Source organism: Xanthomonas sp. CFBP 8152, assembly GCF_014199025.1.
Lineage (GTDB): Bacteria > Pseudomonadota > Gammaproteobacteria > Xanthomonadales > Xanthomonadaceae > Xanthomonas > Xanthomonas arboricola_B.
This window is the reverse complement of the sequence record NZ_JACHNO010000004.1, coordinates 42,176-56,499: the sequence shown is the minus strand read 5'-3', so window position 1 is coordinate 56,499 and position 14,324 is coordinate 42,176. Positions and strand designations below refer to the sequence as shown.

Annotated in this window: 11 protein-coding genes and 1 pseudogene; 9 read left to right on the top strand and 3 right to left on the bottom strand. The window is 67.2% G+C overall.

The features are described 5' to 3' along the window. Positions 1-73: 73 nt before the first annotated feature. Positions 74-919, bottom strand: a complete 846-nt coding sequence (locus tag FHT09_RS15750; protein WP_104606666.1) for an ATP-binding cassette domain-containing protein — start codon at positions 917-919, stop codon at positions 74-76. 151 nt (positions 920-1,070) lie between these two features. Between FHT09_RS15750 and FHT09_RS15745 the strand changes: the two genes are divergently transcribed. The 4 genes from FHT09_RS15745 to FHT09_RS15730 are packed head-to-tail and all read left to right on the top strand — an operon-like array spanning position 1,071 to position 4,920. Further along, a complete protein-coding gene (locus FHT09_RS15745; protein WP_104606700.1) occupies positions 1,071-2,276 on the top strand; it encodes a fatty acid desaturase in 1,206 nt (401 codons plus the stop codon). Further along, positions 2,266-2,667 (top strand): calcium-dependent protein kinase 21, encoded by a 402-nt coding sequence (locus tag FHT09_RS15740; RefSeq protein WP_104606667.1) that lies wholly within the window; start codon positions 2,266-2,268, stop codon positions 2,665-2,667. The genes FHT09_RS15745 and FHT09_RS15740 overlap by 11 nt, the downstream gene beginning before the upstream one ends. A 46-nt stretch (positions 2,668-2,713) precedes the next feature. Further along, positions 2,714-3,451, top strand: coding sequence for an ATP-binding cassette domain-containing protein (locus FHT09_RS15735; protein ID WP_039529173.1), 738 nt, complete (start codon positions 2,714-2,716; stop codon positions 3,449-3,451). Further along, a complete protein-coding gene (locus FHT09_RS15730; RefSeq protein ID WP_104606668.1) occupies positions 3,448-4,920 on the top strand; it encodes a glycine betaine ABC transporter substrate-binding protein in 1,473 nt (490 codons plus the stop codon). The genes FHT09_RS15735 and FHT09_RS15730 overlap by 4 nt, the downstream gene beginning before the upstream one ends. 74 nt (positions 4,921-4,994) lie before the next feature. On the opposite strand, the gene FHT09_RS15725 is transcribed toward FHT09_RS15730, so the two are convergent. Beyond that, positions 4,995-6,176, bottom strand: coding sequence for an aminotransferase class V-fold PLP-dependent enzyme (locus tag FHT09_RS15725; protein ID WP_104606669.1), 1,182 nt, complete (start codon positions 6,174-6,176; stop codon positions 4,995-4,997). 65 nt (positions 6,177-6,241) lie between these two features. On the opposite strand from FHT09_RS15725, the gene egtB reads away from it, so the two are divergent. From egtB to FHT09_RS15710, 3 genes are read left to right on the top strand one after another with little or no spacing between them, the layout of a single operon-like run. Next, a complete protein-coding gene (gene egtB / locus FHT09_RS15720) occupies positions 6,242-7,531 on the top strand; it encodes an ergothioneine biosynthesis protein EgtB (RefSeq protein ID WP_181141366.1) in 1,290 nt (429 codons plus the stop codon). Further along, positions 7,528-8,514: an L-histidine N(alpha)-methyltransferase gene (egtD, locus tag FHT09_RS15715; RefSeq protein WP_104606670.1), complete on the top strand. Its 987-nt coding sequence runs from the start codon at positions 7,528-7,530 to the stop codon at positions 8,512-8,514. The genes egtB and egtD overlap by 4 nt, the downstream gene beginning before the upstream one ends. A 15-nt stretch (positions 8,515-8,529) precedes the next feature. After that, positions 8,530-8,799, top strand: a complete 270-nt coding sequence (locus FHT09_RS15710) for a DUF3253 domain-containing protein (RefSeq protein ID WP_104606671.1) — start codon at positions 8,530-8,532, stop codon at positions 8,797-8,799. A gap of 251 nt (positions 8,800-9,050) precedes the next feature. On the opposite strand, the gene FHT09_RS15705 is transcribed toward FHT09_RS15710, so the two are convergent. Further along, positions 9,051-12,794 carry an indolepyruvate ferredoxin oxidoreductase family protein gene (locus tag FHT09_RS15705; RefSeq protein ID WP_181141367.1) on the bottom strand — a complete coding sequence of 1,248 codons (3,744 nt, stop codon included), beginning with the start codon at positions 12,792-12,794 and terminating at the stop codon, positions 9,051-9,053. Positions 12,795-12,954: 160 nt separating this feature from the next. Between FHT09_RS15705 and FHT09_RS15700 the strand changes: the two genes are divergently transcribed. Together FHT09_RS15700 and FHT09_RS20460 are read left to right on the top strand one after the other, a co-directional pair. Next, positions 12,955-13,593 carry a hypothetical protein gene (locus FHT09_RS15700; protein ID WP_104606673.1) on the top strand — a complete coding sequence of 213 codons (639 nt, stop codon included), beginning with the start codon at positions 12,955-12,957 and terminating at the stop codon, positions 13,591-13,593. Between the two features lie 257 nt (positions 13,594-13,850). Further along, a pseudogene (locus FHT09_RS20460) lies at positions 13,851-14,116 on the top strand (hypothetical protein). Positions 14,117-14,324: the final 208 nt, after the last annotated feature.

Genomic DNA, 14,324 nt, shown 5'->3' with positions numbered 1-14,324 from the left:
GCTGACGCAATGCCGGGTGTCGTCTCGCAGCTTGCGCAAGGCGTGCGGCCCGCGCGCTGCGGGCGGGTGGCCCTTACTCGCCTACCGTCGCCCAATAGCGCTCGCCGTCGCGCTGCACCCGCACCGGGCCGCCGAACACGTCCGACAGGCGGGCGTCGGTGAGCAGCGCATCGCGCGGGCCATCGGCCACGACGGTGCCGGCACGCAGCAGGATCACCCGTGCGATCTCCGGCACGATTTCCTCGATGTGGTGGGTCACCAGGATCAGCGTGATGCCTTGCCGGGCCAGGTGACGCATGCTGTCGAGCAGGTGCTGGCGCGCCACCAGGTCCAGGCCGGTGGACGGCTCGTCCAGCAGCAGCGCCTGCGGGCGATTGACCAGCGCACGTGCGATCAGCACGCGGCGGGTTTCGCCGGCCGACAGTTCGGCAAATTGCCGGTCCAGCAACGGCAAGGCGCGCGCCAGGGCCAATGCCTCACGTGCCCGTGCGCGCATGTCGTCGCTGATCTCGCGGTGCGGTGGCACCACATAGCTGGCGAAGAAACCGGACAGCACCGCGCTTTCCACATCCAGCCCCGGCATGTCGGCCAGGTTGACGCTGAGGTCGCCGGTGACGATGCCCAGCTGCGCGCGCAGGCGATCCACCTGCCAGCGTGTCTGCCCGAGCACTTTCACCGCCGCCTGGCCATCGGCGCGCACCAGCGGATACAGCTCGCGGGTGATCAGCTTGATGAAGGAGGATTTGCCACAGCCATTGGGGCCGAGGATGGCGGTGTGCTGCCCAAGCGCAATACGCAGGCTGAGCGCATGCAGCACGCGCACCTGGCCGCGCATCACGCTGGCCTGGTCGAGCTCGATCAACGGAGTGGGGTTCGCAACAGCAACAGGATCGGTGGACATCTCGGCAGTAACCGTCATACGGGTGACATCAGGCGCAGTGGGGAAAGGGACGTGTGAACCGCTTTAGGAATGCAGGGCGACCCCTACGCATCCGAAGGGTGAAGTTTGCCGCCATCGCCCCCATCATGTCTCTAACAACCAAATCAATGGCGCCGCTGTGGAGATGCCGATGTTGTCCGACCCGATCATCGACGTTCTGACTTCCGGCGTGGCCGGGCTGGGCGTGTGGGGCATGCTGGCGGTGCTGCTGGTGTTCACCCAGGTCACCATCTTCGCGGTGACCTTGTACCTGCACCGCAGCCAGGCCCATCGCGGTGTGGACTTCCATCCGGTGGTGGCGCACTTCTTCCGCTTCTGGACCTGGCTGACCACCTCGATGATCACCCGCGAATGGGTGGCGATCCATCGCAAGCATCACGCCAAGGTCGAGACCGAGGAAGACCCGCACAGCCCGCAGACCAAGGGCATCAGCCAGGTGTTCTGGCGCGGCGTGGAGCTGTACCGCGAAGCGCGCGCGCAGCGTGCCGACATCGAGCAGTACGGCAAGGGCGCGCCCACCGACTGGATCGAGCGGCATCTGTACACCCCGCATGCCAATGCCGGCCCGATCGCGCTGCTGGTGATCAACGCGGTGCTGTTCGGTTTGCCCGGCATCGCGTTGTGGGCGATCCAGATGGCGTGGATTCCGTTCTGGGCCGCCGGCGTGGTCAATGGCCTGGGCCACTGGTGGGGCTATCGCAATTTCGAGTCGGCCGACACCTCCACCAACCTCACGCCATGGGCGCTGTGGATCGGTGGCGAGGAACTGCACAACAACCACCATGCGTTCCCGAGCTCGGCGCGGTTTTCGATGCGGCGCTGGGAGCTGGATATCGGCTGGGTCGCCATTCGCGGGTTGCAGGCGATCGGTCTGGCCAAGGTGCTGCGCGTGGCGCCGTCGCTGGACATCCGCCCCAACATCGCCGTGCCCGATGCCGACACGCTCAAGGCCTTGCTCTCGCATCGCTTCCAGGCCATGACCGATTACCAGCGCAATGTGTTCACCCCGGCGTTGCGCGAAGAAGCTGCGGCCACCGGCGCCAAGTTGCGGCAACTGTTGCCGCGGCGGCTGCGCAGGGGCCTGGTCGATGACGGACGTTGGCTCAAGCCCGATGCGCGTGCGCAACTGCAGCGCTGGGTGGCCGAGCGCCCGCGCATGCGCACGCTGGTCGAGTACCGCGCACGTCTGAGTGCCGTACTGGAAGCGCGCAGCCACGATGCGTCCGAACGGCTCAAACATTTGCAGCAGTGGTGTCACGAAGCCGAAGCCAGCGGCAATGCTGCCTTGCAGGCCTATGCAGCGCGGCTGAAGGGTTATGCGCTGAGTGGCGCGTAATCGTGGTGGCACGCGTGCTGATGTGCGCGTGCGTGGATCGTATGGTTCGATCGCACGCGGACTGCTGACGGCGTGCGTCGTGTGCGCTCCGGGTTTTTCTATGCAAGCGCATGCCCAGGTGCAGGACAGCCAGCAGTACCTGCAACGCATGGATACCGATGGCGATGGCCGCGTCAGTCGCGATGAGTATCTGGCCTGGATGAGCTATGCCTTCGACCAGCGCGACCTGGACCATGACGGCGTGCTGCAGGGTGACGAACTGCCTGGCCGCCGCGGCACGCCGATCACCCGCGCCGCGCATCGCGCCACGCTGATCGAGCGTTTCGCGCGGCAGGATGCCAACGGCGACGGTTACCTGAGCGCGCGCGAGTTACTGGCGCCGCCGCGCTGATGCACCTTCGCGCGTGTCTGACGCTGCATTCGGCAAGCTCGAGCGCATGTTCACTCTCGACCAGGTCAGCCGGCGCTACGGCCAGGCCATTGCCCTCGACACCGTCTCCCTGCAGTTCGCCAGTGGCATCACCACCGCCTTGATCGGCCCCAGCGGCGCCGGCAAGTCCACCGTGTTGCGGATGCTGGTGGGGCTGGAGTGGCCGGACAGCGGCACGGTCGCCTTCGATGGTGCGCCGCTGCAACGCGCCGGCCTGCAGGCGCAGCGCCAGCGCATCGGCTATGTGATTCAGGAAGGTGGGCTGTTTCCGCATCTGGATGCACGCAGCAACGTGGTGTTGCTGGCGCAGACGCTGGGCTGGACGCGGCAGCGCATCGACCAACGCCTGCAGACCCTATGCGCGCTCTGCCAGCTGCCGCCGGAGCTGCTGGCGCGTTATCCGGCCGAGCTGTCCGGCGGTCAACGCCAGCGCGTGGGATTGATCCGTGCGCTGATGCTGGATCCACCGGCCCTGCTGCTGGACGAGCCGCTGGGCGCGCTCGACCCGATCGTGCGTTACGACCTGCAGGCGCAGATGCGCGCGCTGTTCGCCCAGCTCGGCAAGACCGTGGTGCTGGTGACGCACGACGTAGCCGAAGCCGCCTACCTGGCCGACACCCTGGTGCTGATGCGGGCCGGCCAGGTGGTGCAGCAGGGCAGTGCACGCAGCCTGCTGGAACAGCCGGCCGATTCGTTCGTGCAGCGCTTTCTCACTGCGCAGCGCAGCATCGGCGACGCCGCATGATCGCGCGCGTGCTGTTCGCCGTTGCCCTGCTGATCGCAAGCGTCGGTGCGCAGGCCGCGCAGGTGACGATCGGCTCGAAGAACTTCACCGAGGCCGTGCTGCTGGGCGAGATCGCCACCGCCGCCGGGCAGCGCGACGGCGTGGACGTGCAACACCGCGCGCAGCTCGGTGGCACGCGCATCCTGTGGCGCGCGCTGGAGACCGGGCAGATCGATGCGTACGCCGAATACACCGGCACGCTGGCGCAGGAACTGCTGCAGCTGCCCAAGGCCAGCCAGGCCGAACTGCGCGCCGCACTGGACGCGCGTGGGCTGGCGATGACCGACTCGCTCGGCTTCCAGAACACCTATGCCTTTGGCATGCGCGTCGAGCGCGCGCAGGCGCTTGGCATCGCATCGATGTCGGATCTGGCACGGCATCCGGCGCTCAAGATCGGCCTGAGCAACGAGTTCATGCAGCGCGCCGATGGCTGGCCGGGGGTACGCGCCGCCTATGCACTGCCGCAGACCGCGACCGGGCTGGATCACGATCTGGCCTATCGCGCGCTGCAGAGCGGGGCGATCGAGGTCACCGATCTGTACAGCACCGATGCGGAAATTCCGTATTACCGGCTGCAGGTGCTGCGCGACGACCGCCATTACTTTCCCGATTACCAGGCGGTGTTCCTGTATCGCAAGGAGCTGGCGCAGCGCTCACCGGCGATGCTCAAGGCGTTGCAGGGGCTGCAGGGGCGCATCGACGAGGCGACCATGCAGCGGCTCAACGCACAGGTGAAGCTAGAGCGTCGGTCCGAGGCATCCGTTGCCGCGCAGTGGCTGGGCGTTGCGCCCGCATCGGCAGCCGACTCGCGTGTGGCGCGTCTGCTGCGGCATACGCGCGAGCATCTGGCCCTGGTCGGCATCTCGTTGGGGCTTGCGTTGCTGATCGCGTTGCCGCTGGGTGTGCTGGCGGCACGGCGGCAGCGGCTCGGGCAGGTGGTGCTGTCGTTGACCGGCGTGCTGCAGACCTTGCCGTCGCTGGCGGTGTTCGTCTTCATGATTCCCTTGTTCGGCATCGGTGCAAAACCGGCGATTGCCGCGTTGTTGCTCTACAGCCTGCTGCCGATCGTGCGCAACACGCATGCCGGGCTGACCTCGATCCCGCGCGAGTTGCGTCAGACCGCCCAGGCGATCGGGCTGCCGGCATGGACGCGCCTGTGGCGGGTGGAACTGCCGCTGGCGCGTCGCACCATCGTGGCCGGCATCCAGACCGCGGCGGTGATCAACGTGGGCACCGCCACGCTCGGCGCGTTGATCGGCGCAGGCGGCTACGGCCAACCGATCCTCACCGGCATCCGCCTGGACGACATCGGCTTGATCCTGGAAGGCGCGATTCCTGCGGCGGTGCTTGCGCTGATCGTGCAGGCGGTATTCGAAGGCCTGGAGCGCTGGGTCACGCCGCGTGGGTTGCGCATCCGCCAACGCAGCTGAGCACGTAGCAGCGGACCCGGCCGCGACGGGGCGCTATCGGGTAAGCCCGGTCGCGGCCAGGTCCGCTGCTACGGTTACTCGTCTGGCAGCGCTGCGATCAGGGCTGAGAGCGCATCCTCGGTGACATTGACGTGCGGTGCGATCCGTAGACGTCCGTGGCGGCGTGTGCAGATCGCCCCGCATTCGCCGAACGTCGTCGCCACCGCATCCAGTCGGTTTGCCGGCGGTTGCAATGCGGTCAGATGCGGCGCGTGAGCAGGCGTGCACCAGCTGCCCAGGCCACGCCCCTGCAGCGCCGCATCCCACTGCGCGGTGAGCGCAGCCAGCGCCTGCCCGATGCGCGCTGGCTGCCAGGCAGCGACCTGCTGCAAGGCCACGGTCGCCATCGCGATCCGCAACGGATCGGCGACGCCGCCGGCATCGAACCGCCGCGCGCCGCTGCGATAGGACGGCGCTCGGGCGACCGGAAACTCCCAGCTGCTGCCGGCATCGCGGCCGATCCAGTGTTCCTCGATCGGCACCCCATGCGCCCGCCATTGCGGGGCCACCCACAGCCAGGCCAGCCCCATCGGCCCCAGCAGCCATTTGTGGCCGACGCTGACCACGAAATCCGGCCGCCAGCGCGGCAGGTCGGTCGGCAGCACGCCCAGGCTCTGGCTCAGATCCAGCACCAGCGCCGCACCGCGTGCGTGCACCGCGGCGCTGATGCGGTCCAGATCGAGCTGTCGTCCATCCAGCCAGTACGCATGCGGCAACGTCACGATGCGCAACGCAGCCGTGTCGGCGATGGCCTGCAGCACCGCCGCGGTCAAGGCATCGCCACTGGCAGTGGCCACCGCCACGAGGTGCGCGCCCACCTCGGCACAGCGGCGTTGCCAGATCAGCAGATTGGAGGGGAACTGGCCTTCCAGCAGCAGCACCGCCTCGCCGCGTTGCAACGGCAGATTGCGTGCGGCCGTGGCCAGGCCGTGCGCGGCCGAGGGCAGCATCGCCACGCCGTCGGCATCGTCGTCGAACACGCCTGCAGCGAGCGTGCGCAAACGCTCGATGTCCTGCAGCCAGGCATCGAACGGCAGCCGCCACGGGGTAGCCAGCGCATCCACCGCCTGATGCGCGACCGCTTGCACCGCGCGCAGCAGCGGGCCGCGCGAGGCGGCATCCAGATAGATGATGTCGCCAGGCAACGCAAATGCCTGCTGGCGGCATTCCCATTCGACGGGCGCGTGGAGCAGGCTGGACAGAGAAAAAGAAGACATGGCGACAGCTTACCGCTGGCTGCCACGTTGCCGACACGGCGCGTTCACAGGCGCTCCTCAAGCATATGGCGATGTCTGCACTCTCACCTCTGCTGGGCCGCCACCAGCAACAGCAGTTGACGCTGCTGGAACGCTACGCGCAGACCCGCGCGCTGAGCGACCGCCTCGCCGCACCCCTGAGCGCTGAAGACGCAATGGTGCAGAGCATGCCCGACGCCAGCCCCGGCAAATGGCATCTGGCACATACCACCTGGTTTTTCGAACGCTTCGTGCTGCAGGCCGATCCGGCCTACCGCGTTTTCGATCCGGCCTGGGATTTTCTGTTCAACAGCTACTACCAGAGCGTAGGCCCGATTCACGCGCGCGCGCGCCGCGGAGTGCTGTCGCGGCCATCGTTGCAGCAGGTGCGCGACTACCGGGCCGCGGTCGATACGCAGATGCAGCAGCGCCTGCGCGATGGGGTGTTGGATGCGCAGGCCTGCACTATCGTGCAGCTCGGCATCCAGCACGAGCAGCAGCACCAGGAATTGCTGTTGACCGACATCAAGCATGCGCTGTGGAGCAACCCGCTGCAGCCAGCGTACCGCGACGCGCCCGCACCGCCTGCTGCCGTCGCCAGCACGCTGCGCTGGCAGGCGCGCGACGAACAGATCGTGGAGATCGGTGCGGCGGCATGGCCGCAGGCCGACACCTTCGCCTACGACAACGAGTCGCCGCGTCACCGCGTGCTGGTGGGCGCGCATGCGTTGGCGCATCGGGTGGTCAGCAACGCCGAGTTTCAGCAGTTCATCGATGCCGGTGGCTACCGCAATGCCGGCGCCTGGCTCAGCGACGGCTGGGCGATGGTGCAGGCGCAAGGCTGGCAGCAGCCGCTGTATTGGGACGCGGACGGACGCGAGTTCACCCTGGATGGCTGGCGCCCGCGCGATGCGCATGCGCCGGTATGCCATCTGAGCCTGTTCGAAGCCGACGCCTTTGCACGCTGGGCCGGCGCGCGCCTGCCCACCGAAGCCGAGTGGGAACAGGCCGCCACCGGTGTGGCCGTGCAGGGCAATTTCGTCGATACCAACGCGTTGCATCCGCGCGGCGCCGACGCGGTGGATACCGGCCTGCAGCAGCTGTTCGGCGACGTCTGGGAATGGACCGGCAGCGCGTACCTGCCGTATCCCGGCTTTGCGCCATGGCCCGGATCGCTGGGCGAGTACAACGGCAAATTCATGAATGCGCAGTGGGTGCTGCGCGGTGGCAGCTGTGCCACGCCGGCCAGCCATATCCGCGCCAGTTACCGCAACTTTTTTCCCTCCGATGCGCGTTGGCAGTTTGCCGGCGTGCGCCTTGCCAAGGATCTGCCTTGAACGCCGCCGCCCATGCCATGCAACGCGCGCACGCCGCGCTGACCGACCTGCGCCCGCAACCGGACGACATCACGGCCGACGCGCTGGCCGGCCTGTCGCAAACGCCCAAGACGCTGCCGTCGAAGTATTTCTACGATGCGCACGGCTCGCAGTTGTTCGAGGCGATCACCCGACAGCCCGAGTATTACCTCACCGGCACCGAACTGACGTTGCTGGAGGCCAGCATGGCCTCGATCGCGCAGGCGATCGGCGCTGGCGTGCACGTGGTCGAATACGGCAGCGGCAGCGGGCGCAAGACCGAATTGCTGCTGCAGGGCCTGCGCGATGTGGTGGCCTATACGCCGCTGGAAATCTCGCGTACCGCCTTGCTCGACAGCACCGCGCGGCTGGCACAGCAGTTCCCGCAGATCCAGATGCTGCCGGTGTGCACCGACTTCACCAAGCCGCTGCAGCTGCCGCAGGCGCAACGCCCGGCGCGCCGGCATCTGGTGTTTTTCCCCGGCTCGACGCTGGGCAATTTCACCGATGACGCCGCCGTCGAGTTGCTGGATGCGATGCGCCAGACCATGGGCAGCGACGGGTGCGCCCTGATCGGCATCGATCTGGACAAGGATGCCGGCCTGATCGAGGCCGCCTACAACGATGCGGCCGGCGTCACTGCCGAGTTCACCTTGAATCTGCTGGCGCGGCTCAACCGCGAGATCGGCAGCGACTTCGATCTGGCAGGCTTCCGCCACCACGCGGTGTATGCGCGCGAGCGCGGCCGGATCGAAACCTTCCTGATCAGCCAGCGCGCACAGCGCGTGCGTGTGGGCGGCCAGGAGTTCGCCTTCGCCGAGGGCGAGGCGATGCAGGTGGAGTACAGCTACAAGTACACCGACGCGCGCTTTGCCAAACTCGCCGCCGCCGCCGGGCTGAAGGTCACCCACGGCTGGAACGATGCCAAGGACTGGTTCGGCCTACGCGTGCTGCGCCCGCTCTGAGCTCCGGCGTCTGGCGTGCAACGGATCGACGACACGCAGATCGTCGCGACCATCCGCGCGCTGCTGGCGCGCCGGCTGCCGGAGCAATCGATCTGCCCGTCCGAGGTCGCCCGCGCGCTCGGCGATGACGAAGCGCGCTGGCGCGCCCTGATGCCGCAGATACGCACGGTTGCCGCGGATCTGGCGGGCAAGGACGTGGTGCAGATTACTCAGCGCGGCCAAGCGGTCGACCTGAGCACGGTGCGTGGCCCGGTCCGCCTGAGACGTGGGCAGCATTTCGAATGACGGGTGGGGCGCTGCATGCGCAGCGCTGCTCGTACGCGGCAGGGACAGGTTGCAACGCCGATCATGGCGCCGGCAGCGCATCCACGCAGCATGCGCTGGCCGATGTCATGCGCGAACGCGATCACTTGCCGCAGCAGCGCCCAGTGCGCGAGATCTGATTCACAACGCACCAGCTTGGCGTTGCAGCATTACCGACAACGCGCCAGCGGATCAGCGCGCAAGGTTCACACCGCAGCGCCAATCCGTCTGCCCTACGCCGCCTGCACCACATGCAAGGCCTTGGGATTGCGCCATTGCACCAGCAGCGCCGCTTCGCGTGCCCTGGCTTCCTGCAGGTGCGCGTGCTTGATATGCCCATAGCCGCGGATATGCTCGGGAATGCTGGCGATCTGCGCGGCCAGGCCGACGTTGTCGGCATCCAGCCGTTGCAGCAGCGTGTCCACCGTCGCCGCGTAATCGGCAATCAGCTGACGCTCGCCACGCCGTTCGGCGCTGTAGCCGAACACATCCAGCTTGCCGCCGCGCAGGAACTTCAGACGCGCCAGCAGTTTGAAGGCAGTGAACATCCACGGCCCGTATTCGCGCTTGATCGCGTGGCCGTGCGCATCCTTCCTGGCCAGCAGCGGCGGTGCCAGATGGAAGCGCAGCGTGTAGTCGCCTTCGAACTGCTGCTGCAGCCGGCGCTGGAAGTCGCCACGCGTATACAGCCTCGCCACTTCGTATTCGTCCTTGTAGGCCATCAGCTTGAAGAAGTAACGCGCCACTGCCTCGCTCAATGCGCTGCTGCCGGGCGCATGGTGCGCTTCGTGCGTGCGTACGCGCTCGACCAGGCTGCGGTAGCGCTGTGCGTAGGCGGCATCCTGGTAGTCGGTCAGAAACGCCACACGTCGCGCGATGGCTTCATCCAGCGACTGGGCCAGTTGTTCGTCGTCGAGCGGATGCGTCGGCGCATCGACATCGCCATGCAGCGTGTTGCTGTCGCTTTGCGCCAGCGCACGCGGCGCAGTCTGCCCGCCGAGATCGTGTTCTTCCCAGCTGCCGGGTGCGCGCGCTGGCGGCGTATCGCCTCGCGCGTGCGCGAGCTCGCCACCCTTGCGCAGCCCCGCCGCCTGCTGCACCGCCGGCAGGTCGATCGCGGCCAGTCGCCCCCACGCAAATGCCTGCTGGTTCATCGCCACCGCCGCGCCATTGAGCTCGATCGCGCGCATCAGCGCCGCGTGCGACAACGGCACCAACCCGTGTTGCCAGGCATAGCCAAGCACGAACAGGTTGCTGGCGATCGCATCGCCCAGCAGCGCGGTCGCCAGTTGCGTGGCATCCAGCAACAACGGCTCCTGGCCGCCCAATGCGGTGCGCACGCCGGCGATGATCTCGGCAGCGGGGAACTGCAGATCCGGCTGGGTGGTGAAGTTGCCCGGCATCGCTTCGTAGGTGTTGAGCACCACCTGGGTGCGCCCGTCGCGCACCTTGGACAGGGCCCAGTAATCGTTGACCACCACCATGTCGCAGCCCAGCACCAGATCCGCTTCGCCGGCAGCGATGCGCACCGCGTGGATATCGGCCGGCAGGCGCGCGATGCGGATATGCGTGGTCACCGCGCCACCCTTCTGTGCCAGGCCGGTCTGGTCCAGCACCGTGGCGCCCTTGCCTTCCAGGTGCCCGGCCATGCCGAGCAGTGCGCCGATGGTCACCACGCCGGTACCGCCGACGCCGGTGATCAGGATGTTCCAGGGCTGTTCCAGCGTGGTGCGTTGCGGCGGTGCGGGCAGGTCGTCCAGCAAGGCGCTGGCATCGCGCTGCATGCCCTTGCGCGGCGCACCGCCATGCACGGTGACAAAGCTCGGGCAAAAGCCGGACACACAGGAATAATCCTTGTTGCAATTGGATTGGTCGATCTGCCGCTTGCGGCCGAATTCGGTGTCCTTGGGCAGCACTGACACGCAGAAACTCTTTTCGCCGCAATCGCCGCAGCCTTCGCATACCAGCGAATTGATCATGACGCGTTTGGGCGGGTCGATCAGCTTGCCGCGCTTGCGACGGCGGCGCTTTTCGGTGGCGCAGGTCTGGTCGTAGATCAGGATCGACACGCCCTTGACCGTGCGCAGCTGCTGCTGCACCGCATCCAGTTCGCTGCGATCGTGGAACGCCACCTCGCCGGGGAAGCGCTCGCGCCGGCGCGTCCATTTGCCGATGTCGTCGCTGACCACCGCAATGGTGTGGATGCCTTCGGCGCGCAGCTGGTGCGCGATATCCGGCACGGTGAGCGTGCCGTCCACCGGCTGCCCGCCGGTCATCGCCACCGCATCGTTGTAGAGGATCTTGTAGGTGATGTTGACGCCGGTGGCGACCGACTGCCGGATCGCCAGCGAGCCGCTGTGGAAATAGGTGCCGTCGCCCAGGTTCTGGAACACGTGCGGCGTCTCGGTGAACGGCGCCTGCCCCGACCAGGTCACGCCCTCGCCGCCCATATGGGTGAAGGTGTCGGTGGAGCGGTTCATCCAGGTCACCATGTAATGGCAACCGATGCCGCCCAGCGCACGCGATCCTTCCGGCACCGCCGTGGAGGTGTTGTGCGGGCAGCCGGAGCAGTAATGCGGCACGCGCGGAAACAGCGCGCGCGGCAAGGCCATTTCGGCCTCCTTGCTGTCCATCCAGCGCAGCCGGTGTTCGATCGACTCGGTCATCGCGCTGGACGGCAGCGCAAAGCGCTGGATGCGTTTGCCGATCACCGCCGCGATCGTGGCCGGGGTCAGCTCGCCGGTGGACGGCAGGATCCATGCGCCCTGCTCGTCGTACTTGCCGACGATGCTCGGCCGCGCACCGGCGCTGGCCGGCCAGTTGTAGAACAGCTCCTTCATCTGGCGCTCGATGAAGGCTTTTTTCTCTTCCACCACCACGATGTCGTCGAGCCCGCGCGCGAACGCGCTGATGCCCACCGGCTCCAGCGGCCAGGTCATGCCGACCTTGTACACGCGGATGCCGATCTGCGCGCAGGCCTGCGCATCCAGGCCGAGATACTCCAGTGCCTGCAGCACGTCCAGATAGCTCTTGCCGGTGGTGACGATGCCCAGCCGCGCATGCGGCGAATCCAGCACCACTTTGTCGATCTGGTTGGCGCGTGCGAAGGCCTGCGCGGCGGCGATCGCATAGCGGTGCAGGCGCATTTCCTGATCCACCGGCGGATCCGGCCAGCGGATGCTCAGGCCGCCCGGCGGCAGCGCAAAGTCCTCCGGCAGCACGATGCTGCGTGCGAACGGATCCACATCCACCGAGGCCGACGATTCCACCGTTTCGGCGATGGTCTTGAAGCCGACCCAGCGCCCGGTATAGCGGCTCATCGCCCAACCGAGCAGGCCCATGTCCAGGATGTCCTGCACCCCGGCCGGGTTGAGGATCGGCATCATCGCGCTGACGAATTCCTCTTCCGAGCCGTGCGGCAGGGTCGAGCTGCGGCAGGCATGGTCGTCGGCGGCCAATGCCAGCACGCCGCCATACGGCGAGGTGCCGGCGGCGTTACCGTGCTTGAACACATCGCCGCTGCGGTCCACGCCCGGGCCCTTGCCGTACCACATGCCGTAGACGCCTTGCACCTTGGCACCGGGGAACAGGTTGGTCTGCTGGGTGCCCCAGACCATGGTGGCGGCCAGGTCTTCGTTGAGGCCGGGGGTGAAGGTCACCCCGGCCGCGTCCAGATGCTTGCGCGCACGCCACAGTTCCAGATCGAAACCGCCCAGCGGGCTGCCGCGATAGCCGCTGATGAAGCCGGCAGTCGCAAGGCCCGCGGCGTCATCGCGCAGGCGTTGCATCAACGGCAGCCGCACCAGCGCCTGCACGCCGGACAGGTAGATGCGCCCATCGGCGCGCGTGTACTTGTGCTCCAGCGTGTAATCCGCATCCACCCGGCCGAGCTCCGGCGTGTTGGCAGAGTCGGGAGAAGAGAGTGCAGCAGTACTGGTCATGGCGTGCCCGGAAAGGGTGGCTGGGACCCGGTGCATGTCATCTGAAACCAGATGACCCGCCCGACGGATTCCAAAACGGCGGCGCAAAGTGTAACAGTCGCCCTTCACGCGCCCGTTGCGCATGCGGATGCGCAGCAGGCGCGCTGCGGTTAGGATGGGGACGGGAAGGGTCGTTTGCTGTCAGGGGATAAAGCCAGTGAAAAGGAAATACGCATGGGCCGCGATGGTGGCCTTGCTCGGGGGCGTGTGGTCGATGGCGCAGGCGCAGAACCTGCCCAAGCCCAAGGAGTTCTATTTCGACGAAGATCGCGGCACCACCAAGGCCGTGGTCGCTGTACAGGGGCAGGGCGATGCGGTGGTGGACCGCTTGGCGGCGATGGTGCAGCGTGACGCCCGCGCGGCCGAACCGCGCGCGCAGCTGGCATCGCTGGCCTATGCCGGTGGCCGCACGCAGTTGGGCGACGAGCTCTACCAGGGTGCCCTGGGGCTGGTCTCCAACGGCAGCCAGCAATACCGTGCCATCACCTGGAACTACGGCTGGGATCTGTTGCGCGCCGACCAGCCCGACAAGGCCTTGCAGCAGTGGGCCAGCCTGGCCAACGGCCGTCCGGCCGCGCCGGCCTGGTTGCCGACCACCGCCGCCCTGGCGCTATGGCGCAGCGGGCGTAAGCAGGAAGCGGTCGAGTGGTATGCCGCCGCAGTGCGCACCTGGCCGGATCGCTGGAGCAGCACCACCAGCTACGCCACCTTGCTGCCGGATTGGCGCGAGGCCGAACGCGCCAGCCTGGCCGAGGTCTTTGCGGCATGGCAGGCGAACCCGCCGGCGTTTCCGTAATTCGGCAGGCGGGCGCGCTGCAGAACGCCCCGTAGCGCGTCGCTGTGCATCACGTCGCACGTCGTTTTGCGGCCGGCGCCAGCGGGCAACGCAGCCACCGCTCCAAGTCGATTGCTTCGGGTGTCGTGCTTCGAAGGATTGGTCAGCGCTGATGGATCAGTTGTAGAGCGGATGATCTGCGGCTTTGTTGCAGGGCCCTTGCCCGCTCACCATCGCAGGACACGCCGCAAGTACGTCCGTGTAGGCTCTTACGCGGCATCCATGCCGCGTAAGGTCCCGCGACGGTGAGCGGGCAAGGACCAGTTGAGATGGTCGGTGTGCACGGTCAAGAGCGGTGCGCGATGTGCATCGCTGGAGAATGATGGGCTGGCTCAGTGGTCGATGCATCGAGCAAGCAGCTTTTCATTCGACTACCGACCAACTCTCTGGTGCGGTGTCCTTGCCGGTTGCGGGACCCTTGGCGGCATGGATGCCGCCAAGGAGCCTCCATGGACGGATTCACGGCGTGTCCCGCAAGCGGTGAGGGCACCGCGCACGCCACGGACCGAGCTTTTGACTTAAGCATCTGATCGCGACGAAACGAAGCCATCGCTCCAAGTCTCGATTGCTTTGGGTGCCGTGCTCAAAGAGCGCTGGTCAGCGCGGATCGATCAGTTGCAGAGCGGATGATCTGCGGCTTGGCTGCAGGGCCCTTGCCCGCCCACCATCGCAGGACACGCCGCAAGTACGTC

Coding starts and splice junctions, on each gene's coding strand:
- FHT09_RS15735 (WP_039529173.1), top strand. CDS start 2,714: ATGTTCACTCTCGACCAGGTCAGCCGGCGCTACGGCCAGGCCATTGCC.
- egtB (WP_181141366.1), top strand. CDS start 6,242: ATGGCGATGTCTGCACTCTCACCTCTGCTGGGCCGCCACCAGCAACAG.
- FHT09_RS15745 (WP_104606700.1), top strand. CDS start 1,071: ATGTTGTCCGACCCGATCATCGACGTTCTGACTTCCGGCGTGGCCGGG.
- FHT09_RS15750 (WP_104606666.1), bottom strand. CDS start 919: ATGACGGTTACTGCCGAGATGTCCACCGATCCTGTTGCTGTTGCGAAC.
- FHT09_RS15730 (WP_104606668.1), top strand. CDS start 3,448: ATGATCGCGCGCGTGCTGTTCGCCGTTGCCCTGCTGATCGCAAGCGTC.
- FHT09_RS15705 (WP_181141367.1), bottom strand. CDS start 12,794: ATGCACCGGGTCCCAGCCACCCTTTCCGGGCACGCCATGACCAGTACT.
- FHT09_RS15725 (WP_104606669.1), bottom strand. CDS start 6,176: ATGTCTTCTTTTTCTCTGTCCAGCCTGCTCCACGCGCCCGTCGAATGG.